The sequence below is a fragment of the Maritimibacter sp. DP1N21-5 genome (assembly GCF_019218295.1).
In the GTDB taxonomy this organism is placed as follows: Bacteria; Pseudomonadota; Alphaproteobacteria; order Rhodobacterales; family Rhodobacteraceae; genus Maritimibacter.
Window position 1 is genome coordinate 452,360 of the sequence record NZ_JAHUZF010000003.1, and the last position, 20,012, is coordinate 472,371.

Sequence of the window (20,012 nt, forward strand, 5' to 3'; positions counted from 1 at the left end):
CATGACCACAGCGACGGACCCGCAAGGGAGCAAGTTCCGTTTCTCGATGCTGCTGTATGACAGCCGTTATCGCTCCGCGACGATCCAGATCATCGCGCTCATCCTTTTTCTGATCCTGATCGGCTGGCTGGTGTCGAACACGCTGTCGAATCTCGCGTCGCTCGGGAAATCGGTGGGCTTCGATTTTCTCGGCCTTCCGGCGGGCTATGACATCAACCAGCGCCTGATCGACTACACCTCGCGCGATCCGCATCTGCGCGCGGCTTTCGTCGGGCTTCTGAACACGCTGCTTGTGGCCTTCATGGGCTGCGTTACGGCGACCGTGGTCGGGATCATCGTGGGCGTGCTCCGTCTGTCCAACAACTGGCTCATCGGCCGGATCATGACGGTCTATGTCGAGCTTTTCCGCAACGTGCCGGTGCTGCTCTGGATCGTCTTCACCATGGCGGTGCTGATCGAAACGCTGCCGGCGCCGTCGGCCTTCCGGGGGGACGAGCCACAGGCGAGCATGTTCCTCAACGACAGCGTGGCGCTGACCAACCGGGGCTTCTATGTGCCAGAGCCGCTCTTCGGCCATACCGACGAAGAGGGCAATCCCGTCGGCTGGCGGCAGGGGATCGGCGATGTCCATCTGTTCGGAGACAGCGCGGTCGCCTTCGACGTGAGCCTCGACCTGATTGCCATCGTCGCCATTCTGGTCGCGGGGATCCTGATTTCGAGGCTTATCGGTCAACGCGCGGACCGGGTGCAGGCCGCGACAGGTGTGCGGCCCAAGACATGGTATTGGCGGGTCGGCGTGATCGTCTTGCCCACGGCCATCGTGCTGTGGCTTCTGGGGTTCTGGCTGTCGTCGCCTGAACTGCGCGGGTTCAACTTCGATGGCGGCACCTACATGCGCAACTCGCTCATCGCGCTCTGGCTTGCCCTGTCGCTCTATACCGCGGCCTTCATCGCCGAGATCGTGCGCGGCGGTATCCTCGCCATTTCCAAGGGCCAGACCGAGGCCGCGGCGGCGCTGGGCATGCGTCCGCGCCGGATCATGTCGCTCGTCGTCCTGCCGCAGGCACTTCGGGTCATCATCCCGCCGCTCATCTCGCAATATCTCAACCTGACCAAGAACTCGTCCCTCGCCATCGCGGTGGGCTACATGGACCTGACCGGCACGCTGATGGGGATCACCCTCAACCAGACCGGACGCGAGCTCGAGGCCGTGCTCATGACCATGCTCATTTATCTCGGCATATCGCTGGCCATTTCGGCGGTGATGAACGCCTACAACAATGCCGTGAAACTGAAGGAGCGCTGAGATGTCCGACTATTCCTTTGTTCGCACGGACATGCTCCCCGAGAAGGAGCCGCCGGTCACCTCGGTCGGAGTTATTGGCTGGATGCGGCAGAACCTGTTTTCGGGCTGGTTCAATTCGATCGTCACCGTCGCGCTTCTGGTGCTCGTGGTCTGGGTCATGGTCAACCTCCTGTCCTGGGTCCTCACACCCACCTGGAACGCGCAATCCCTGTCGGAGTGTCGCGAGATCATTGCGGCCCTCGCCAAGGAACATGGCGCCTGTTGGGGCGTGATCCGGGAACGCTGGATTCAGCTTCTGTTCGGGTTCTACCCAAGCGAGCTTTACTGGCGCCCCATCCTGACGCTGCTGCTGCTGTTCGTGGCGATGGCACCGATCCTGTTTTCGGGCGGCGTGCCGCGCCAGCTTCTCTACGTCTCGGCGGCTTTCCCCTTCCTCGCACCCTGGCTCATGTGGGGGGGAACCTTCTGGCTTCCGCTCATGGTCGCGGGCGGGCTGCTGATCGGCTATCTTGCCTTCCGGTTCCTGTCGCCCGTGATCGGGTCTCTGGGCGGGACCCTCGCGGCGATCCTTCTGCCGATCCTTTGGTGGCTCTTTGCCGTCGGGCCGGTGGCGGAGGCGCTGCATTCCATCCTTCCCATCGGCATTCAGGGTGTCGAAAGCCGCCTCTTCGGGGGCTTCATGCTTTCGGTCTGGATCGGGGTCGTGGCCATCGGGATTTCGCTGCCGCTTGGCATCGTCCTCGCCCTTGGCCGTCAATCCGACCTGATGATCGTGAAATACCTGTCCGTGGGGTTCATCGAGTTCATCCGGGGTGTGCCGCTGATCACGCTTCTTTTCGTGGCCTCGACACTTCTCAACATCTTCATGCCGCCGGGGACGAACTTCGACATCATCCTGCGCGTCATGATCATGGCGACGCTGTTTGCCTCGGCCTATATGGCCGAGGTGATCCGGGGCGGGCTCGCCGCACTTCCGCGTGGCCAGTACGAGGCGGCCGATGCGCTCGGTCTCGATTACTGGAGGGCGCAGCGGCTCATCATCATGCCGCAGGCGCTCAAGATCTCGATCCCCGGCATCGTGTCGACCTTCATTGGTCTCTTCAAGGACACGACGCTCGTCTCGATCATCGGGCTGCTCGATCCGCTCGGGCTGTCCACCTCGATCCGGGCCGACGCCAACTGGAACGGGATCGTCTGGGAGCTCTACGGCTTCATCGCGATCCTCTTCTTCCTCTCCTGTTTCTCCATGTCCCGTTACTCGATGTATCTGGAGCGCAAGCTGCGCACCGATAACAGCTAAGGAGCTTTTCCATGTCTCAGATAGACCTCGAAACAACCGTCGATCCCTCGGGCATGCAAATCTCCGATGAGGTGGCCATCCAGATTTCCGACATGAACAAGTGGTATGGCACCTTCCACGTGCTGCGCGACATCGACCTGACCGTCTATCGGGGCGAACGCATCGTGATCTGCGGGCCGTCCGGGTCGGGGAAATCGACGCTCATCCGCTGCATTAACCGGCTCGAGGAACATCAGGCCGGGCAGATCATCGTGGACGGGATCGAACTGACCTCGGACCTCAAGAACATCGACAAGGTGCGCTCCGAGGTCGGGATGGTGTTCCAGCACTTCAACCTCTTCCCGCATCTGACCATTCTCGAGAACTGCACGCTCGCGCCGATCTGGGTCCGAAAGGTTCCCAAGAAAGAGGCCGACGAACGGGCGATGCATTTCCTCTCGAAGGTCAAGATCCCGGATCAGGCGCACAAGTATCCTGGGCAGCTCTCGGGCGGTCAACAGCAGCGCGTGGCCATCGCCCGGTCGCTCTGCATGATGCCGCGGATCATGCTCTTCGACGAGCCGACCTCGGCGCTCGATCCCGAGATGATCAAGGAGGTGCTCGACACCATGATCGAGCTCGCCGAAGAGGGCATGACGATGATCTGCGTGACCCACGAGATGGGCTTTGCCCAGGCGGTGGCGAACCGCGTGATCTTCATGGCGGATGGTCAGATCGTGGAACAGAACGAGCCGCGAGAGTTCTTCAACAATCCGAAGTCGGAACGCACGAAACAGTTCTTGTCCCAGATCATCGGGCACTAGGGCCCGGAGGGACCAGGCGAAGCGTCAGACCGAGACGGGCGTGTCGGTCTCGGCGCCGGAGGCGGTGAGGGCAGCTTCGGTCGCCGCTTTCGCCTCTTCCTCGATCAGGTGGCGCGGCACCTCGAAGGCGGCAAGGGTGCCGCTCCGCCAGCCGATCGCGTCCCAGCTGTCGGCGTCGAAGTCGATCACGGCGGTCGCACCGGTGGGATAGCGGTCATAAAGGCTGTCGAGCCGCGGCGTTTCGAGGATCGAGCGCGCGAAGAAAGAGATACCCGGATTATGCGCGATCAGCATGACCACCTGTCCCGTCGCTCCCTTCAGGATCGACAGCATGGTGTCGGGTTCGGACAGGTAGAGCGCCGGGGAATGATCGGCCTTCACGTTGAACCCGGCTTCGCGCTTCACGATCTCCCAGGTCTCGCGCGTGCGTTCGGCCGCCGAGACGAGTGCTTGATCCGGGCGCATCCCGGAGCCGGCAAGCCAGCGCCCCAGCGCCGCCGCCGAGGCCCGCCCGCGCCGATTGAGCGGACGCTCGCGGTCCGTGATCAAAGGGTCGTCCCAGGAGGATTTGGCATGGCGGGTCAGAATCAGGCGCAGGGTCATGCGGGATGGAACGCTCTCATATGGAAATGGGACTGGTCCGCCTTTCTACCGTAAGAGGTACTGACGGGGCAAGCTCTGCGTGCCGCGCAACCCATGTTCAGGCAATCCGCACCATTTTCCGTGGAAAGCAATTCATGGCATGCATCGGTGTCATAGCTTGTCGCACTCAAGGCATTGACGGGACAGGCATTCAGGCAGGGTTGGTCTCCGCAGGATAGGCAGGGATTGGCCAGCTCCGGCAGAAGCGGCGCATGGTCGAGAAGGATCGCCCCCCGAAACGAAGTCCAGAGACCCTGACGCGGATGCACCAGCAGTCCGACCGGCGATTGCCAGACCTGCCCCGATCCGAGCGCCCAGCGGATGAAGGGGGGATAAGGCGGCCCGTCCGAGGGAAAGACCGCGCTGCCCCCCCATTGCGTGGCAAGGGCGCCGATCACACGCTTGGACCAGCGGTCCATCGGGTCGGGAGCACGGTCGGCGGCCTCGGGGCTGTTCTGGAACGCCTCCCAGAAGCCGGGCTCGTGCGGGCCGAGCAGGGCGACGAACCGTTCCCCTTCGGGCGCGACGGCGAGGAGGTCGAGATAAACCGCCCGCGCCTCCGCCGCATGGTCCATCAGCCGAGCCGGATGATCGAACCGGGGCCTTGCTCGGTATAGAGCTCGAGCAGGGCCGCGTTCGGCACGCGCCCGTCGAGGATCACCACCGCGCGACAGCCGCCCTCCAGCGCCTTGAGCGCGGTTTCCGTCTTGGGGATCATGCCGCCGGCGATGGTGCCATCCGCGGTCCAGTCCTTGATCTGCGAGGAGGTCAGCTCGGTGACGAAATTCCCATCCGGCCCCTTCACGCCCTGCACGTCGGTCATGAGCAGCAGCCGGTCGGCTTTCAGGGCCGCTGCAATCGCGCCTGCCGCCGTGTCGCCGTTGATGTTGTAGCTCTCGCCTTCGCGTCCCACGCCGATGGGGGCGATGACCGGGATCGTCTCGCTTTCGACGAGGCGCTTGAGCACGAAGGGATCGACTTCGACCGGGGTGCCGACGAACCCCAGTTTCGCGTCGGTCGGTTCGCAGACCATGAGGTTCGCGTCCTTGCCCGACAGGCCCACGGCGCGCCCGCCTTCCTGGTTGATCGCGGCCACGATGCGCGCGTTGACCGGGCCAGAGAGCACCATTTCCACAACTTCGACCGTGGCCGCATCGGTGACGCGCTTGCCGTTCACCCATTCGCTTTCGACGCCGAGTTTCTTCAGCATGTCGTTGATCATCGGCCCGCCGCCGTGCACGACCACGGGGTTCACGCCGACCATGCGCATGAGCACGATGTCACGCGCGAAGCTCGCCATCGCCTCGTCGTCTCCCATGGCGTTGCCGCCGAATTTGACGACGACCGTCGCGCCCTTGTAGCGCTGGAGATAGGGCAGGGCTTCGTTGAGGGTGCGCGCGGTGGCGATCCAGTCGCGGTTCATGCTGAGCTTTCTCATGTGCTGATCCTGTTGACGGCTGCCAACTTGATACGCGGCAGGACCGGGCTCTTCAAGGCGGGGGCTGGCCGGGCGCGGGCCTAGTCCAGCGATGCGATGATCGCGCGCAGCGTTTCGATCCCGTCGCCCTTCTCGGAGGAGGTCAGGACGATCTCGGGGAAGGCCGCGGGATGTTTCGACAGTTTCTCGCGCACCTGGGCGAGGATATTGTCGCGCTCGACCGCCTTCACCTTGTCCGACTTGGTCATCACGACCTGAAAGGTGACGGCGGCCTTGTCGAGCAGCGTCATGATCTCCTCGTCCACGGTCTTGATGCCATGGCGGTGGTCGACGAGGACGAAGGCCCGGCGCAGGGTGGCGCGGCCCTGGAGGTAGGATTTGAGAAGGCGTTGCCATTTCTCGACGATGGCTACCGGCGCATTGGCATAGCCATAGCCGGGCAGGTCGACGAGGTAGGGCCCGCCGGTGGTCGTGAAGTAATTGATCTCCTGCGTCCGTCCCGGCGTGTTCGAGGCCCGGGCGAGCCCCTTGCGGCCGGTAAGCGCGTTGATCAGCGTGGATTTCCCAACGTTCGACCGCCCCGCGAAACAGACCTCCAGCCGGTCATCGGGCGGCAGGCCATTCATGGCCACGACACCCTTCAGAAAGTCGGTCTGCGCCGCAAAGAGTTTGCGCCCCGCTTCGCGGGACGCATCATCCGGCTCTTCGGCCAGCGGAAAGGGCAGCGACGCCGTCACTTCTTTTCCGGCTCCGGCTTCTTCTTGAAGCTTGAAATGATGTTGCCGAAAATATCGGGCTTCGCGCCGTGGCTGCGCATGATCGTATATTGCTGAATGAAGGTCAGCGTGTTGTTGGTGATCCAGTAGAGCACGAGGCCGGAAGCGAAGCGTCCCAGCATGAACATGAAGACCCAGGGCATCCAGTTCATGATCATCGCCTGCGTGGCATCGGCCGGTGCCGGGTTCAGTTTCTGCTGGAGCCACATCGAGATGCCCAGAAGGATCGGCAGGATCCCCAGCGAGAAGAAGTAGAACCAGCTGGTCGGATCGGGCGCCGCATTGGGGAGCAGGCCGAAGAGGTTCAGGATCGACGACGGATCGGGAGCGGAGAGGTCGCGGATCCAGCCGAGCCAGGGTTGGTGGCGCAGTTCGAGCGTGACGAAAACCACCTTGTAGAGCGAGAACCAGATCGGGATCTGCAAGAGCACGGGCAAACAGCCGGAAGCCGGGTTCACCTTCTCCTTCTTGTAAAGCTCCATCATCTCCTGCTGGACCTTCATGCGGTCGTCGCCGGCTTTCTTGCGGATCTCCTCCATCTGCGGCTGCAGTTCCTTCATCTTCGCCATGGAGACATAGGACCGGTAGGCCAGCGGGAAGAGGATCGCCTTCATGATGAAGGTGAGCGCGATGATCGCCCAACCCATGTTGCCGATTAGGCCGTGGAGCCAATGGAGCACAGCGAAGATGGGCTTCGTGAGGAAGAAGAACATGCCCCAGTCGATCGAGTCGAGGAGCCGGTAGACGCCGCCCTCGTTCTGATAGTCGCGGATGACGTCCCATTCCTTGGCACCGGCGAAGAGCCGGGTGTCGATCGTGGCGGTCGCGCCGGCCGCCACGTCCATCACCGGCAGGCGCACGTCGGTCTGATAGATGTTGGCGCTGGGCAGGTACTTCACGACCGAGGTGAAGGTCTGGCCGTTTTCGGGAATGATCAGCGTTTCCCAGTAGTGATCGGTGAAGCCGACCCAGCCTTCGCCGTTGGCCTGCACCGTTTCGGCGGGCGCGCCCTCGCGGCCGTCCTGCTCGAATTCGCGCACGTCCTTGTAGTCGATCTCGGCCAGTTCGGCCTCGGTTTGACGGATGACGCCCTCGTGAAGGATGAAAAACCCCTTGAGATCAGAGGGTTCGCCATGGCGCACGATCTGGCTGTAGGGGGCGAGACGGATCGCCGTCTCGGTTCCGTTCTCGACGGACTGGGCGACGGTGAACATGTAGTCCGCGTCGATCGAAATCGTGCGGCGGAAGGTCAGGCCACCGGGGCTTTGCCAGACGAGGGTGATCGGGGTCGTGGGGGTGAGCGTCTCGCCCTCTTCGAGGGTCCACTCAGTGTTGGCATTGGGCACTTCGGCGGCGTCGAGATCGCCGGCCGGCGCCCAGCCGTAAAGCGTGTAATAGGCTTCCGGTTCGCCCGCGGGCTTAAGGAGCGTCACCGTATCGCTGTCGGCGTCGAGCGAGACGTTGTAGTCGTTGAGGTGCAGATCGTCGATCCGGCCGCCAAGCAGCGCGACCGACCCCGACAGCTTGGGCGTGTCGATGGCGATGCGGGGGCTCGCGGCAAGGGCGGACTGGGTGTCCGCCGGCGTCGCGGCGGGGGCGGTGTCGCCGGGGGCGTCGGGCGTGCCCGTCGCGGCCGGGGGAACGGCGGCCGAGCCGTCTTCGTTCACGGCGCCGGGGGCCAGGGTTTCGGCAACCTCCTCGGGTTCCACCGGGGCCGGGTCGGCTGGCGGGAACAGGACGAGCCACGCCGTGATGACGATGAAGCTCAGCACTGTCGCGATCAGGAGGTTCTTGTTCTGGCTGTCCATAGGGTCCCACCACGTCCTTTTTTGGGTCAGTGGCGTTCAACAGGCCACAAGGCCAAAGGTCAAGCAGATTCACCGGGCCGGCCGGCCCGCGCGCCTTGTTTCGCTTGGACGGCGGCGGGGCCGTGACCCGCCGTCAAACAGGCCGCGCGGGTCAAGACCGTGGTCAGCCAAGGGCTTGACCACGGTCGTCGGCACTGCGTCCGATCCGGGGCGGGCGAGGCACCTTTTCGTGATGTGCAGCGATCCAGTCGAGGGTGGCGGAGAAGGGCATCGGACGGGCAATTGAGTAGCCCTGAACATGGTTGCATCCCAATTGAGCGAGCATCGCATGTTCGCCGTGGGTTTCGACGCCTTCGCCCAGACTGTCGAGACCGAGCCGTTCCGCCATGGTGAGGATCGCAGAGACCATGTTCTGCTGGTCGCGGTCGGTGTCGACATGGGAAATGAAGCTCCGGTCGATCTTGATCCGGGTCACATCGAACCGCCGGATGTTGGAGATCGAGGCGTGGCCGGTGCCGAAATCGTCAAGGTCGATGCCGCAACCCAGGCGTGACAGCGCCGCGATGTTGCGCGTGGTGGTGTCGTCCTCGGATTGCGCGACGACGTTCTCGAGGATTTCGATGACCAGCCGTTCGGGTTTCAGGTCGAAACGGTCGAGTTCCCACCGGATCTTTTCGAACAGTCGGGGATTGCGCAACTCGTCCGCCGAGACGTTGACCGCGACATTCGGCACGATGAGCCCGCGCCGGTCCCATTCCTTGAGTGCCGTGAGCGACTGAAACAGCATTACCTCGCCCAGCCGTTCGAAGAGCCCCGCCGATGCGATGGCGGGGAGGAAGGCGGCGGGGGCGATCTGCCCCTTTTCCGGATGTTCCCAGCGCGCCAGCGCCTCGAGCCCCGAGAGCGCCCCGTCGTTCGTGGAAATCTGTGGCTGGAACCAGGGCACGATTTGACCAGTCTCGAGCGCCGCGACGACCTCGCGCGTCATGTTGTCGGGCACCGAGACACGGGGCCGCATCCCGCGGGAGAAGGCGCGCACCGATCCCGGCCCTGCCTCCTGCGCCTCGGCGAGTGCGCTTTCGGCTGCGTCGAGACAGCTCTCGCCGGTCTGGTCGGGCAGCCGCGACGGCAGGGCAAAGCCGATGCAGGCCGACAGGAGCACGCGCGTGCCATCGAGCGAAATCGGCTGTTCCAGCCGGTCCTGCAGCCGGCCGGCAAGCTGGATCATGGCTTCGAGGTCGGTGCGCGGCGTCTTGGCCAGGGCGAGACCGAAACGCCCAGGAGCCAGGGCCGCGAGGAGGTCGCCCTCCCGCAGGGCAAAGGCGATACGGTCGGCGCAGGTCCGGAGCACAAGTTCAAGCCCCGCATCACCGAATTGCGACAGGATCGAAGGGACATTGTCGATGTCGACGACGAGGCAGACGGATGGGTCACCCCTGTCGTTTGCGCCTTCCGTCATGCCCCGTGACAGCCGGTCGACCAGATCGGATCGCCCTGGCAGCCCGGTGAGCGCGTCGCGACCGCCACCCTTTGACCAGGGCCATTCGAATGTCCCGGTGAGGGCCAGAAGCGTGGGCATGGTAACAGCGATCACGAAAAGGAACCCTTCGCCCCCGAACCAGAAGGCGCCGAGCATGATGGCGGGCAGGAAGGCGAGCATCTGCGGACCGAACGCCAGACGCCGCAGTTTCCGAAAGAAGTCTTCGCGGCGTCGTGCCGGGGAAATCGTCATGTGCGCACCGTCCGAGGTCGTCAAGCTGAGGGAGCAGTCCCGAGTCGCGACGACCTTAGGGGTGTCGAGTCAATCGGCGGTTAACGCACTAGGCCTGATCCGGGTCGTCCGGCTTGCCAAGGCTGAGACCGGCGAAATCCCAGAGCTTCGGGTCGAGCAGATGCGATGGCCGCGCGTTCATCAGCGCGCGGAACATAACCTGCCGGCGACCGGGAGAGTTCTTCTCCCAGCCATCGAGGATCTGTTTGACCTGCTGACGTTGCAGCCCGTCCTGCGAACCGCAGAGATCGCAGGGGATGATCGGGTAATTCATCGCCTTCGCGAACTTCTCGCAATCCTCTTCGGCCACATGGGCCAGGGGCCGATAGACGAAGAGATCGCCCTCTTCGTTGACGAGTTTCGGCGGCATCGTGGCGAGCCGACCGCCGTGGAACAGGTTCATGAAGAACGTCTCGAGGATGTCATCACGGTGATGGCCGAGCACCACGGCGGTGCAGCCTTCTTCCCGCGCGATGCGGTAGAGGTTGCCACGCCTGAGCCGCGAGCAGAGCGCGCAGAAGGTGCGGCCGGCGGGCACCTTGTCCATCACGATGGAGTAGGTGTCTTCGTATTCGATCCGGTGCGGCACGCCGCGTTCTTCAAGAAACGTCGGCAGCACGGTCGCGGGAAACCCCGGCTGGCCCTGATCGAGGTTGCAGGCGAGGATCTCGACGGGCAGGAGCCCGCGCCACTGAAGCTCGTAGAGGGCTGCGAGCAGAGTGTAGCTGTCCTTCCCCCCCGACAGGCACACCAGCCATTTCGCGCCGCGTTCGATCATGCCGTATTGTTCGACCGCCTCGCGGACGTTGCGCAGGATCCGCTTGCGCAGCTTCTTGAACTCGGTGGTCGAGGGCGCGCCGTGGAAGAGCGGATGGATATCGTCGTGATCGTCGAGCATGGCCGCGAAATACGCCGCGAGGGGCCGCGTGGCAAGCGAGACTGCGCGCGTCAGGCGTCCATCAGCACGGTTTCGTCGAAGGCAAGTTCCGGGAAGACCGACAAGAGGGTGGCGTTGCCCGCACCGAGCCTTTCGCCAAGGCCGGGGGCATCCACCCAGGCGCCTTCGGCCAGAATGACCTGGGGTGCCTCGAAGCCCAGCACGACATAGATCACGGCGTCGCTGTTCAGCGCGTCGATTCCGGTGTCTCCCACGAGCCAGCCGACCGGCACCATAGGAGCAGTGGCGTCATCGGGATGCGTTGTGACGCGCAGGCGTGGTGCCACGACCATCGGACGGGTCGGAACGCCGGGACCCAGGGCGCCGCGCTCCACGCGGACCGGACGCAAGGCAGGGGACAACTGGTCGCCCGCGACTTGCCGTTGACCGACCCAGAGGACCGGCTGAAACCCGTTCTCCCGCGTCAGGACGAAATCGCCGGGTGTGAGATCCTCGACCGCACGGGGGCCTTCGACGGAGGTGATCCTGAGGCCGGGGGTAAGACCGGGAAAGCGCGTTCCGTCGGCCTCGCGTTCGAACTGCGCGGCCCGGTCGTCGGGCGCGCGGGTGGGGCCGGACGGCGCGATCGGTTCGAGACCTTCGGCGTCGCCGCGTGGCGTGGTGGTCATGTCGTTCATGTCGCTGCCCTGTTCCTTGGTGGGGCGGCTCTTGCGCAACGCCCGCAGTTTTGATCGTCCTCTAGAACGGTCAGGCGCCCCTGTGCAAAAAATGGTGCGAGAAACACAGATTTGGAGTGACTGACGCCCGGTGGCCGGCCGTCACATTCACGCTGCGTGAGCGGGAAGCGATCTTGCGGAGAGGATGTCGCGAATTGCCTCGACCATGTTCCGGCTCACGGGGAGGTTCTGCCCGTCGACCAGGGTGAGCCTCGGGTTGCCGGATTCGAAGCGAAGCGCGGCGAATTGATCCTTGGCGACCCAATGGGACCGGTGGATGCGCAGCCCAGTCTCGGGCGGCACGAGGTCCGCGGCCTCGGCCAGGGTCATGCGCAGAAGTTCTTCCCCATTGTCGGTGAGCACGCGCACATATTGGTTCTCGGCGGTCAGGCGCAGCACGCGGCCGCGGGTGTCGAAGCTGAGGTGCGGCTGCAAGCGGCAGTCTCCGACCGGGCGGAAATACCAGAGTTGTGCAGGGGTCACGTCGATGCCCGCCTTGGGCAGGGCCACGACCCAGAACAGGAGCAGGCCAACGATCACCGAGATCGCGGTGATCATCAGGACGGTCGCGAAGTGAAAGGCCATGGTCCAGGAATAAAGCGCGGCACCGTCGAGCAGCGCAAAGTTCGCGGCAACGAGGACCGACAGACCCAGATAGCTCGCGATCTGGACCCAGAGGATCGGCCAGCCGGCTGCGAAGGCCTTGCGAAAGAGCATTGGAAGGACGGCATAGCTGAAGCCCAGAAAGAGGGTGATATGTCCAAAATTGACGGCCAGCCGAAGCCAGATGGGATGAGCTTCCAGTAGCCCGCCAGGAGTCGTGAAGGCGACGAAGGCGCCCGAAAACAGGGCGAATCCTATGCAGGGAAGCGACAGGATATAGCCGCGCAACAGGTCTTGCACGTCACGTCCCTTGGACCTGATCTGCCGTGTGCCTGCGATCATGGATAAATCGTCGCGCCCCCTTGGCCGTCGTCTCGCGCCGTCCGTCGACCAGATTAAGGGGCGGTGTGGGCGGCTGTCCATGTGCAATGCGCAATAAAATTGCGTGGAGTGCACCTTCGTCGGGTCTGAGGAGCCGTCAGCCGGGATCAGATTGTTTTGTCTTCGCCAGAGGGGGGCGCGCCAGACGGCGGCCCGCGTCGAAAAACCGCCGGGCGATGGCTTCCGACTGAAGCGGTGTCCCGGCGGCGAGCCTTTGGCAGAAGGACCGCATCCTGTCGTCGAAGAAGGTTTGTCTGGTCTCGTTCTGGCGCGGCGGCATCTGAACGGTCTCTGCGGTCGCCGGGGTGCCGAGCGCGGAGAGAAGTCGCGCGGCGCCTTCGGGGATCGTGATCTCGGACAGGTCGACGCGGTGGATGTGGACGCGGGGCATGTCGGCGGTCAGGAGCGCGTAATACTCGGCCCGTGCGAAAACCTCGTGCACATACCAAAGTGCGTTGCCTGCGACCCCATGCTCGGCGAAGGGGGCGTTCCTGATGATGGTGTTGGGATAGCGGGGGTCGAGTGCGAAGAGCCAAGTGTAGCCGAAGTTCGCGAATTCGAAGCGGTTCACATAACTCCACTGGATCTTGAAGGCATCGCGCGTGAGGATGATCAAGTGAACATCGCCTGCCTCGGTCAGGGGGGCTATGTTCTCCACAAGCCCGGCCTTGAACAGGAAATGCGAAATCTCGGCGTAGCGGTCGGTGCCGGAGGCGAGGAGCCGGTCCCATTTCTGCCGCCAGAAGGCCTGCACATGCGGGTGATTTCCGACCGAGTTGAAGAAGGTGAAATGGCTCGCGTCGGGCGTTTCGATCCCGAGCGAGGTGTAGCCCAGCCTTTCGTGATGCACCAATCCGGGCCAGTTGCGGCGCAGGAGCTCGGTCAGGAAGACGGTTCCGGAGCGACCTGTGGTCAGGGGAAAGACGAAGGTTCGGGGCATCGTGCCTCCGGTTACTGCTTTTTCCCCTGATTACCCGGCTCGGGCACCGGGTCAAAGCCGGAACTGCCCAGGGGGTGACAGCGCCCGATGCGGCGGGCCGCGAGCCAGGTGCCCTTGAACGCGCCGTGTTTCTCGAGCGCCTCGAGCGCATAAGCCGAACAGGTCGGCTGAAACCGGCAGCTGTGCCCGACCCAAGGCGACAGGACGAGCCTGTAGGCGCGGACCGGCAGAGCAACGATATGGGCGAGCGGCGTCATGGCATGGATATAGGGGGTCCGGGTCAGCCGGGCCAGTCCAAAGGCTTGACGGATTGTCGCGGCAGTCGCAGGCTGACCTTGGTCGACATGGAGCGCGCGATGCTGACCCTGACCCATCTACTGCACCTGATCGTCGGGGTGACCTGGGCGGGTGGCAACCTGTTTTTCGCCCTTTGCCTCATGCCCGCGATGGCGCGCCGCCCTGCTGACGAAGCGCACGCGCTCTTCGAGGGGATCGGGCGCGCTGCGGGGCTCGTGATGGGGGTTTCGGGCGCCTTGGTGCTGATCACCGGGCCGATCCGGGCGGTGGTCGGTGGTGGGATCGGGGCAGTTTCCGACGTGTTCACTCCCTATGGGCTGATGGTGCTCGCATCCTTCGTCATCGCGGTCGCCGTGGCGGGCATCGACGGGGCGAGCCGGGGCCGATTGCGCCGGGCGTTCGACAACCCGGCAACCTATCCGGCGGTCGCGGGCGCGGTGGCTAGACGCAACGCCTGGGTCACGAGTATCGGGATGCTCGCGGTCATCCTGATCATGGGGGCGATGGGGCTCGGGCTTTACTAGCCGGGTCAGGACCCCGGTTTCGGATTGTGGACCCGGTCCATCGCGCGGTTCAGGTCGTCGAGCATGTCGGCATAGGGACGCGAGACCGTCGCATCGGGTCGTGCCACCAGCACGTAATCCCATCCGTCCCGTCCCTTGAGCGAAATCACCGCGCGGGCCAGTTCGCGCATCCGGCGTTTGGCCCGGTTGCGCATCACGGCGTTGCCGGTCTTCTTCGAGGCGGTGAAGCCCACGCGCACAGTCGTTGTGCCGTCGCGCCGGTCGCGGCCCTGCAAGAGGAAGCTGTCGGTCCCGGCCTTTGCCGCGCGCGCGCAGGCGAGGAAATCGGCGCGTTTGCGCAGGACCTGCAAAGACGAAACCGCCGGAGGTTTTCCCGCAGGTTCGGCTGGCGAGCCGTTCGCGGGGTCCTCCGGCGGTGTCAAATCCGTCGACAAAAGTCGCAAAGCGCCTACGCGCTCAGTTCCTTCCGGCCACGCGCGCGACGCGCGTTGATGATCTTGCGGCCAGCTTTGGTCGCCATGCGCGCACGGAAGCCGTGGCGGCGCTTGCGAACCAGGTTCGAAGGTTGGTAGGTGCGTTTCATCGCCCGTCTCCGTCCGTGTTTCAGTTCCGCCCGAGAGCGGGGTGGTTACAAACCCCATGATCCCACTGGAATCGGGGAAATCCGTTGAAGCCCGGTCTATAGGGTCGGTTTTGCGGCAAGTCAAACGTGCAGTTCACCTTTTCGCGGGAAATTGCGGAGGGTGGCTGGTCGGCGCCCCGGTGGATTGGCACAGTGGCGCAAATCTTCCAAGGAGAGACGATGTCCGAGCGGTTGAAACGATCCTTGCCCCTTATCCTGATCGTCCTCGCGGCGGCGGTCGGCTTCGTCCTGCTGCGCGACCGGCTGACCTTCGAGGCGCTCGCCGAGAATCGCGAAGCGCTCATCGCCTATCGCGATGCCCACTATCTGCCGGCCGTTCTGGTCTTTGTCGCGACCTATACCGGGATCGTAGGCCTGTCGCTGCCCGGCGCGACCATTGCGACCTTGACGGGCGGGTTCCTGTTCGGGCTGTTTCCCGGCGTCGTCTACAACGTGCTGGCGGCGAGCATGGGTGCGACGATCATCTTCAGCGCCGCCAAGGCGGGGGCGGGGGAACGGCTCGCCGCGCGGATGGACGTGGGGGCGGGGCGCATGGCGCGGCTCAAGCGCGGGCTCGACCGCAACCAGTGGTCGGTCCTCTTCCTCATGCGGCTCGCGCCTGTGGTGCCTTTCTTCGTGGCCAATGTGCTGCCGGCCTTCATGGGGGTGCCGTTGTGGCGGTTCGTCGTCACGACGGTGATCGGGATCATTCCGGGCGCTCTGGTCTATACATCGGTCGGCTCGGGACTTGGCACCGTTTTCGAGACCGAGGGCACACCGGACCTGTCCGTCATCTTCGATCCCGCGATCCTCGGACCCATCGTGGGTCTTTGCGCTCTCGCTGCTTTGCCCATGCTGATCCGCGTCTTTCGAAAGGAGCCAGCGCTATGAGTGCGAGACCAACCATCAAGACGGACATCTGCGTGATCGGCGCCGGGTCTGGCGGCCTTTCGGTCGCGGCGGGTGCGGTGCAGATGGGGGCGAAGGTCGTTCTGATCGAAGCGGGCGACATGGGGGGCGATTGCCTCAACACCGGCTGCGTCCCGTCAAAGGCCCTGCTGCATGCCGCCGCGCGGGGCGACGACTGGGACAAGGCCCATGCACATGCAAAAGACGCCATCGCGACCATCGCGCCCCATGACAGCCAGGAACGGTTCGAGGGGCTCGGATGCCGGGTGATCCGCGCGCATGCACGCTTTACCGGGAAGCGCCGGGTCGAAGCCGGCGGCGAGATCATCGAGGCGCGCCGCTTCGTCATCGCGACCGGATCACGCCCCTTCGTGCCGGATGTGCCGGGCATCGACGAGGTGCCCTATCTGACCAACGATACGATCTTCGACCTCAAGGAACGTCCGCGCCACCTTCTGATCATGGGGGGCGGACCCATCGGGATGGAGATGGCGCTCGCCCATCGCCGTCTCGGCTGCGAAGTGACGGTGATCGAGGCGGCCAAGCCGCTGGGCAAGGACGACCCGGAAGCGGCGGCGCTCGTCCTGTCCGAACTTGGCAAGGCCGGGATCGAGATCGTCGAGGGGGCCGAGGCGGTCAGGCTGCGCAAGCTGGACGAAGGGGTCGAGGTGGTCACCGCCTTCGGCCGGGTCTTCACCGGGTCGCATCTTCTTGTCGCCGTGGGCCGTAAGGCGACGGTCGAGGACCTTGGGCTCGAGGCGGCTGGCGTTGCCCATACCGCCAAAGGCGTGACGGTGGACGCGCGGTTGCGCACGACGAACCGAAGGATCTTTGCCGTGGGCGACGTGTCCGGCGGGATGCAGTTCACCCATGTCGCGGGCTATCAGGGCGGTGTCGTGATCCGCCCCACGGTGCTGCGCCTGCGGGCGAAGGTGCGGACCGACCATATCCCTTGGGTCACCTATACCGACCCGGAGCTGGCGCAGGTGGGCCTGACCGAAGAAACCGCTCGCGCCACCTACGGGGGGCGGGTCACGGTGGTGCGGGCAGAGTTTGCAGGCAACGACCGTGCCATCGCGTCGGGCGACACGTGCGGGTTCCTCAAGGTGATGGTCGTGGCCGGCAAGCCGGTCGGTGCGACACTCGTGGGGCGCGACGCTGGCGAGCTGATCGCGCCCTGGTCGCTGGCGATCGCGCGGGGGCTGAAGCTCTCGGCGATCTCGGGAATGGTGCTGCCCTATCCGACGCGCTCCGAAATCCACAAGCGGGTCGCGGGGAACTATTTCTCGCCAAAGCTGTTTGAAAATGAAACAATTAAACGTGTGGTGAGGGTGCTGCAGCGCCTTGTGCCATAGGGTCGGGGTGCATAGGTCCGGCTCAAAAGCGTGCCAGTAGTAAAGCAGTTGACCCGATGTTCCTGAACTCGCTGTCCGGCAGGTTCCTTATGCTGACCGCCGCATTCGTCATGCTGGCGGAAGTGTTGATCTTTGTCCCCTCGGTCGCGCGGTTTCGCGAGGATTACCTGCTCTCCCGGCTGGAACGGGCGCAGATCGCCTCGCTCGTGCTCTTGGCCGACGACATGATCGATGCCGAGCTGGAACAAGAACTCCTGCTCAATGCGGAGGTCTTCAACGTCGTCCTGCGTCGGGACGAGGCGCGCGAATTGATGCTTTCCTCGCCCGTGCCTGGCCCGGTCGCGGCGAGCTATGACCTGCGCAATGCCGCGGGGGTAACGCTGATGAAGGATGCGGTAATGCGGCTTTTGCATCCCGACAACGACGTGATCCGGGTGATCGGAAACCCGGTGCGCGAAGGCGGGCTGGTCATCGAGGTCACGATGGAAAGCGCGCCGCTGCGCATGGCGATGCTCGATTATGGGCAGCGCATCCTTTGGCTGTCGGCCATCATTTCGGTCCTCACCGGGCTCCTGCTCTATCTGGCGGTGCAGGTGCTCATGGTGCGTCCGATCCGCAAGGTCGTGGACAATATGGCGGGCTATGCCCAAGCACCGGAGGATGCGCGCAAGATCATCGCGCCCGCCTCGGGGATCACCGAACTGCGCGAGGCCGAAGAGGCGCTGCACGATTTGCAGGAGCAACTGTCGCAGGCACTGAAGCAAAAGGAACGTCTGGCCGCGCTTGGCGGTGCCGTGGCGCGGATTTCGCACGACCTGCGCAACATCCTGACCACGGCGCAGCTCTTCGCGGACCGGGTCGAGATGAGCGAGGACCCCGGAGTGCAGCGTGCCGTGCCCAAGCTCATGGGGTCGATCAACCGGGCCGTGAACCTTTGCGAAAGCACCTTGGCCTTCGGGCGTGCCGAGGAACCCGCGCCCCGCCTCACGCGGGTGCCGCTGGCGGATGTGGTGGGCGACGTGGTGGACAGCGAACGGCTGGCCGCGGGCGAGCACGATATTTCCTATGGCGAGGACGTGCCGGCGGGCATGCTCGTGCGGGCCGACAGCGAACAGCTCTACCGGATCCTGCGCAACCTCGTGCGCAATGCGCGCCAGGCCATTCAGGCGACCGGCAAGCCCGGCGAAATCCTCGTCTCCGGCGTCGAGACGCATGAGGAGTGGACGATCCGCGTGACCGACACGGGCCCGGGCCTTCCGAAGCGCGCGCAGGACCTGTTGTTCCAGCCCTTCGCGGCCGGCGGTCGCAAGGGCGGCACGGGGCTTGGCCTTGCCATCGCGGCAGAACTGGTGCGCGGGCATGGCGGCCGTCTGGAACTCGAGCGCACCGGACCCGAAGGCACGGTCTTCGCGATCCACCTGCCGCGCGGGCTGGAGACCTTGACCGAGACCCTGCCGCAGGAAGAAGCGGCACAATAGTCGAATTTCCCCCTTGCAACCCCGCGCCGGGACCGTTACATCGCCGCTACCCCGCGCGCTGGTAGCTCAGTTGGATAGAGTACTTGACTACGAATCAAGGGGTCGGGGGTTCGAATCCTCCCCAGCGCGCCACTTACTCCGCAAGCATATGAAATTGTTAGCCTAATTTGTCGATTTTGCACTTTGCGTGGAAACCTTTGCACTTTCACGTTCTGTTCTCGTTCTAATGTGGCGGTTATTGCGTGAAGGACGACGGAGTGAAGAGGCCGCCTGTTTCGGCCCTTAATTGCCATCCGAACCTCGCCCAAGGGTCGTCTTGACCCGGCCTTCATCGAAACATTCGAGGAGTGCGAGATCCATGACCGCAAGTGGCGCTTCGAACTCGCCACAATATTGGGTCGGATAGAAGCATTGGAGAATGACGCGGTCGTTCGCGGAGGAGAACTCCTAAAGCCAATCCACCTTTGGAGGAATGATTTAGACAGTTCTGAAAACGCGCGCGTCGGAGCTCGATAGAAACCTCTTAGCCACCAAGCAGGGATTCCAATTCATTCACCTCGACGACTAAGAACCGCTAAAAGAACATCCATAAAACAACTCACCATCTAGAGAGCAATAGGCTCCATGAAATGATCGGCACTATCCTTCGCGAACAAAATCAAAATTCTCGCAATAGCTTCTTCTGATTGCAGTGACTTGTGGCCACGCGACTCCCTAATGCACCAAGCAGTCAACTGCAAGAAATCATGCCCTCGAGAAACCATCTGGTGTGGTTCTCCAGAGAGTTTCGCAATGCGGGAATCAACTTCCTGCAAGAATGGCTCAATTTGAATTCCGCTATGGGATCTGGAAAGGCTTCGTTTAACCAGATCTTTGACGTGAAGAATTGGAATCCCATCAACAATTTCCAAGCACTTTCGGAAGTCTATCAGAGGAAAGTCAACCTGTCTCACGGCAAGTTCAAGCCTAAGGCAAAACAGCTGACGAAGGCAAAACTTCATAGCTTCAAAATACTCAGTCCACGATTCAATTCTCGCCCTTGCCGCATTGACGATGATATTCTCAACAAAGTTCGACGTCAGAAAAACAACCTCGGTATCCGAGTATTTGGTCATAACGAGCCCGTTTCTTTGGGGGAGGCTGGGCAACCACTGCTCAAAATCTCGGTCCACCAAAAAACGAACAACTGTATCCTCGGGTAGGTTGAGCTCGCTTGCAAGGGCTATGACCCTCTGCCGGTTCCCGGATGTAAGGCTATGCTTTTCGAGAATAGTCATGTCGACTTCAATATCGTCAATCGAATAACAAGGACGGAAAGATCCAACATCAGATCGAAATATTGAGTCGAATATTTCCTTATCGTAGCCTCCTTCCAGGTATACGTCATCCAAGTCCGGTTCGAGGTCATACCTTACTTGGAGTTCAGATATTCTTCTTTTCGGAAT

Annotated in this window: 21 protein-coding genes and 1 tRNA gene; 8 read left to right on the top strand and 14 right to left on the bottom strand. The window is 63.3% G+C overall.

Going from position 1 to position 20,012, the window contains the following annotated elements:
- The first annotated feature begins 1 nt into the window (after position 1).
- Genes KJP29_RS04040 through KJP29_RS04050 form a run of 3 tightly spaced genes read left to right on the top strand, consistent with a single transcriptional unit; the run spans position 2 to position 3,409 of the window.
- Positions 2-1,306, top strand: a complete 1,305-nt coding sequence (locus KJP29_RS04040; protein ID WP_218462269.1) for an amino acid ABC transporter permease — start codon at positions 2-4, stop codon at positions 1,304-1,306.
- A 1-nt stretch (position 1,307) separates the two neighbouring features.
- On the top strand, positions 1,308-2,606 hold the full coding sequence (locus KJP29_RS04045) for an amino acid ABC transporter permease (protein ID WP_218462270.1): 1,299 nt from the start codon (positions 1,308-1,310) through the stop codon (positions 2,604-2,606).
- Positions 2,607-2,617: 11 nt separating this feature from the next.
- On the top strand, positions 2,618-3,409 hold the full coding sequence (locus KJP29_RS04050; RefSeq protein ID WP_305067315.1) for an amino acid ABC transporter ATP-binding protein: 792 nt from the start codon (positions 2,618-2,620) through the stop codon (positions 3,407-3,409).
- A gap of 24 nt (positions 3,410-3,433) precedes the next feature.
- Here the strand turns inward: KJP29_RS04050 and KJP29_RS04055 are convergent, their stop codons facing one another.
- The 11 genes from KJP29_RS04055 to yidD form a co-directional block, all read right to left on the bottom strand.
- Positions 3,434-4,012, bottom strand: a complete 579-nt coding sequence (locus tag KJP29_RS04055; RefSeq protein ID WP_218462271.1) for a histidine phosphatase family protein — start codon at positions 4,010-4,012, stop codon at positions 3,434-3,436.
- Positions 4,009-4,626: a ferredoxin gene (locus tag KJP29_RS04060; RefSeq protein ID WP_218462272.1), complete on the bottom strand. Its 618-nt coding sequence runs from the start codon at positions 4,624-4,626 to the stop codon at positions 4,009-4,011. Before KJP29_RS04060 ends, KJP29_RS04055 begins: the two co-directional genes overlap by 4 nt.
- Positions 4,626-5,489, bottom strand: coding sequence for an acetylglutamate kinase (argB, locus tag KJP29_RS04065; RefSeq protein ID WP_218462273.1), 864 nt, complete (start codon positions 5,487-5,489; stop codon positions 4,626-4,628). Before argB ends, KJP29_RS04060 begins: the two co-directional genes overlap by 1 nt.
- A gap of 80 nt (positions 5,490-5,569) precedes the next feature.
- Positions 5,570-6,226 (bottom strand): ribosome biogenesis GTP-binding protein YihA/YsxC, encoded by a 657-nt coding sequence (yihA, locus tag KJP29_RS04070; protein WP_218462274.1) that lies wholly within the window; start codon positions 6,224-6,226, stop codon positions 5,570-5,572.
- Positions 6,223-8,073, bottom strand: a complete 1,851-nt coding sequence (yidC, locus tag KJP29_RS04075) for a membrane protein insertase YidC (RefSeq protein WP_218462275.1) — start codon at positions 8,071-8,073, stop codon at positions 6,223-6,225. Before yidC ends, yihA begins: the two co-directional genes overlap by 4 nt.
- Before the next feature lie 163 nt (positions 8,074-8,236).
- On the bottom strand, positions 8,237-9,805 hold the full coding sequence (locus tag KJP29_RS04080) for a bifunctional diguanylate cyclase/phosphodiesterase (RefSeq protein WP_218462276.1): 1,569 nt from the start codon (positions 9,803-9,805) through the stop codon (positions 8,237-8,239).
- Positions 9,806-9,893: 88 nt separating this feature from the next.
- Complete coding sequence (gene ttcA / locus KJP29_RS04085) at positions 9,894-10,742, bottom strand: tRNA 2-thiocytidine(32) synthetase TtcA (RefSeq protein ID WP_218462277.1); 849 nt, start codon at positions 10,740-10,742, stop codon at positions 9,894-9,896.
- A gap of 50 nt (positions 10,743-10,792) precedes the next feature.
- Entirely contained in the window at positions 10,793-11,419 is a 627-nt protein-coding gene (locus KJP29_RS04090; protein WP_218462278.1) for a Hint domain-containing protein, read from the bottom strand.
- Positions 11,420-11,566: 147 nt separating this feature from the next.
- A complete protein-coding gene (locus tag KJP29_RS04095; RefSeq protein WP_218462279.1) occupies positions 11,567-12,403 on the bottom strand; it encodes a LytTR family DNA-binding domain-containing protein in 837 nt (278 codons plus the stop codon).
- Between the two features lie 136 nt (positions 12,404-12,539).
- Positions 12,540-13,382 carry a hypothetical protein gene (locus tag KJP29_RS04100; RefSeq protein WP_218462280.1) on the bottom strand — a complete coding sequence of 281 codons (843 nt, stop codon included), beginning with the start codon at positions 13,380-13,382 and terminating at the stop codon, positions 12,540-12,542.
- 11 nt (positions 13,383-13,393) lie between these two features.
- Entirely contained in the window at positions 13,394-13,639 is a 246-nt protein-coding gene (gene yidD / locus KJP29_RS04105) for a membrane protein insertion efficiency factor YidD (RefSeq protein WP_218462369.1), read from the bottom strand.
- A gap of 99 nt (positions 13,640-13,738) precedes the next feature.
- Here yidD and KJP29_RS04110 point away from each other — a divergent pair, with 99 nt between their 5' ends.
- Entirely contained in the window at positions 13,739-14,203 is a 465-nt protein-coding gene (locus KJP29_RS04110) for a hypothetical protein (RefSeq protein WP_218462281.1), read from the top strand.
- Between the two features lie 5 nt (positions 14,204-14,208).
- Here KJP29_RS04110 and rnpA read toward each other — a convergent pair whose 3' ends face one another.
- Together rnpA and rpmH are read right to left on the bottom strand one after the other, a co-directional pair.
- Positions 14,209-14,625 carry a ribonuclease P protein component gene (gene rnpA, locus KJP29_RS04115; protein WP_218462370.1) on the bottom strand — a complete coding sequence of 139 codons (417 nt, stop codon included), beginning with the start codon at positions 14,623-14,625 and terminating at the stop codon, positions 14,209-14,211.
- A 26-nt stretch (positions 14,626-14,651) separates the two neighbouring features.
- On the bottom strand, positions 14,652-14,786 hold the full coding sequence (gene rpmH, locus KJP29_RS04120) for a 50S ribosomal protein L34 (RefSeq protein ID WP_218462282.1): 135 nt from the start codon (positions 14,784-14,786) through the stop codon (positions 14,652-14,654).
- 219 nt (positions 14,787-15,005) lie between these two features.
- Between rpmH and KJP29_RS04125 the strand changes: the two genes are divergently transcribed.
- From KJP29_RS04125 to KJP29_RS04140, 4 genes are all read left to right on the top strand, one after another.
- Positions 15,006-15,716 carry a TVP38/TMEM64 family protein gene (locus KJP29_RS04125; RefSeq protein ID WP_218462283.1) on the top strand — a complete coding sequence of 237 codons (711 nt, stop codon included), beginning with the start codon at positions 15,006-15,008 and terminating at the stop codon, positions 15,714-15,716.
- Positions 15,713-17,089: an NAD(P)/FAD-dependent oxidoreductase gene (locus KJP29_RS04130; protein ID WP_218462284.1), complete on the top strand. Its 1,377-nt coding sequence runs from the start codon at positions 15,713-15,715 to the stop codon at positions 17,087-17,089. Before KJP29_RS04125 ends, KJP29_RS04130 begins: the two co-directional genes overlap by 4 nt.
- A gap of 56 nt (positions 17,090-17,145) precedes the next feature.
- Complete coding sequence (locus tag KJP29_RS04135; protein ID WP_218462285.1) at positions 17,146-18,567, top strand: sensor histidine kinase; 1,422 nt, start codon at positions 17,146-17,148, stop codon at positions 18,565-18,567.
- A 55-nt stretch (positions 18,568-18,622) separates the two neighbouring features.
- Positions 18,623-18,699, top strand: a tRNA-Arg gene (locus tag KJP29_RS04140).
- Between the two features lie 473 nt (positions 18,700-19,172).
- Here KJP29_RS04140 and KJP29_RS04145 read toward each other — a convergent pair.
- A complete protein-coding gene (locus KJP29_RS04145) occupies positions 19,173-19,844 on the bottom strand; it encodes a hypothetical protein (protein ID WP_218462286.1) in 672 nt (223 codons plus the stop codon).
- Between the last annotated feature and the right edge of the window lie 168 nt (positions 19,845-20,012).

Excerpts from the sequence above, each read along its gene's own strand:
- KJP29_RS04040 (WP_218462269.1), top strand. The coding sequence starts at position 2 with ATGACCACAGCGACGGACCCGCAAGGGAGCAAGTTCCGTTTCTCGATG.
- KJP29_RS04045 (WP_218462270.1), top strand. The coding sequence starts at position 1,308 with ATGTCCGACTATTCCTTTGTTCGCACGGACATGCTCCCCGAGAAGGAG.
- KJP29_RS04050 (WP_305067315.1), top strand. The coding sequence starts at position 2,618 with ATGTCTCAGATAGACCTCGAAACAACCGTCGATCCCTCGGGCATGCAA.
- KJP29_RS04055 (WP_218462271.1), bottom strand. The coding sequence starts at position 4,012 with ATGACCCTGCGCCTGATTCTGACCCGCCATGCCAAATCCTCCTGGGAC.
- KJP29_RS04060 (WP_218462272.1), bottom strand. The coding sequence starts at position 4,626 with ATGGACCATGCGGCGGAGGCGCGGGCGGTTTATCTCGACCTCCTCGCC.
- argB (WP_218462273.1), bottom strand. The coding sequence starts at position 5,489 with ATGAGAAAGCTCAGCATGAACCGCGACTGGATCGCCACCGCGCGCACC.
- yidC (WP_218462275.1), bottom strand. The coding sequence starts at position 8,073 with ATGGACAGCCAGAACAAGAACCTCCTGATCGCGACAGTGCTGAGCTTC.
- KJP29_RS04080 (WP_218462276.1), bottom strand. The coding sequence starts at position 9,805 with ATGACGATTTCCCCGGCACGACGCCGCGAAGACTTCTTTCGGAAACTG.
- ttcA (WP_218462277.1), bottom strand. The coding sequence starts at position 10,742 with ATGCTCGACGATCACGACGATATCCATCCGCTCTTCCACGGCGCGCCC.
- KJP29_RS04090 (WP_218462278.1), bottom strand. The coding sequence starts at position 11,419 with ATGAACGACATGACCACCACGCCACGCGGCGACGCCGAAGGTCTCGAA.
- KJP29_RS04095 (WP_218462279.1), bottom strand. The coding sequence starts at position 12,403 with ATGATCGCAGGCACACGGCAGATCAGGTCCAAGGGACGTGACGTGCAA.
- KJP29_RS04100 (WP_218462280.1), bottom strand. The coding sequence starts at position 13,382 with ATGCCCCGAACCTTCGTCTTTCCCCTGACCACAGGTCGCTCCGGAACC.
- yidD (WP_218462369.1), bottom strand. The coding sequence starts at position 13,639 with ATGACGCCGCTCGCCCATATCGTTGCTCTGCCGGTCCGCGCCTACAGG.
- KJP29_RS04110 (WP_218462281.1), top strand. The coding sequence starts at position 13,739 with ATGCTGACCCTGACCCATCTACTGCACCTGATCGTCGGGGTGACCTGG.
- rpmH (WP_218462282.1), bottom strand. The coding sequence starts at position 14,786 with ATGAAACGCACCTACCAACCTTCGAACCTGGTTCGCAAGCGCCGCCAC.
- KJP29_RS04125 (WP_218462283.1), top strand. The coding sequence starts at position 15,006 with ATGTCCGAGCGGTTGAAACGATCCTTGCCCCTTATCCTGATCGTCCTC.
- KJP29_RS04130 (WP_218462284.1), top strand. The coding sequence starts at position 15,713 with ATGAGTGCGAGACCAACCATCAAGACGGACATCTGCGTGATCGGCGCC.
- KJP29_RS04135 (WP_218462285.1), top strand. The coding sequence starts at position 17,146 with ATGTTCCTGAACTCGCTGTCCGGCAGGTTCCTTATGCTGACCGCCGCA.
- KJP29_RS04145 (WP_218462286.1), bottom strand. The coding sequence starts at position 19,844 with ATGACTATTCTCGAAAAGCATAGCCTTACATCCGGGAACCGGCAGAGG.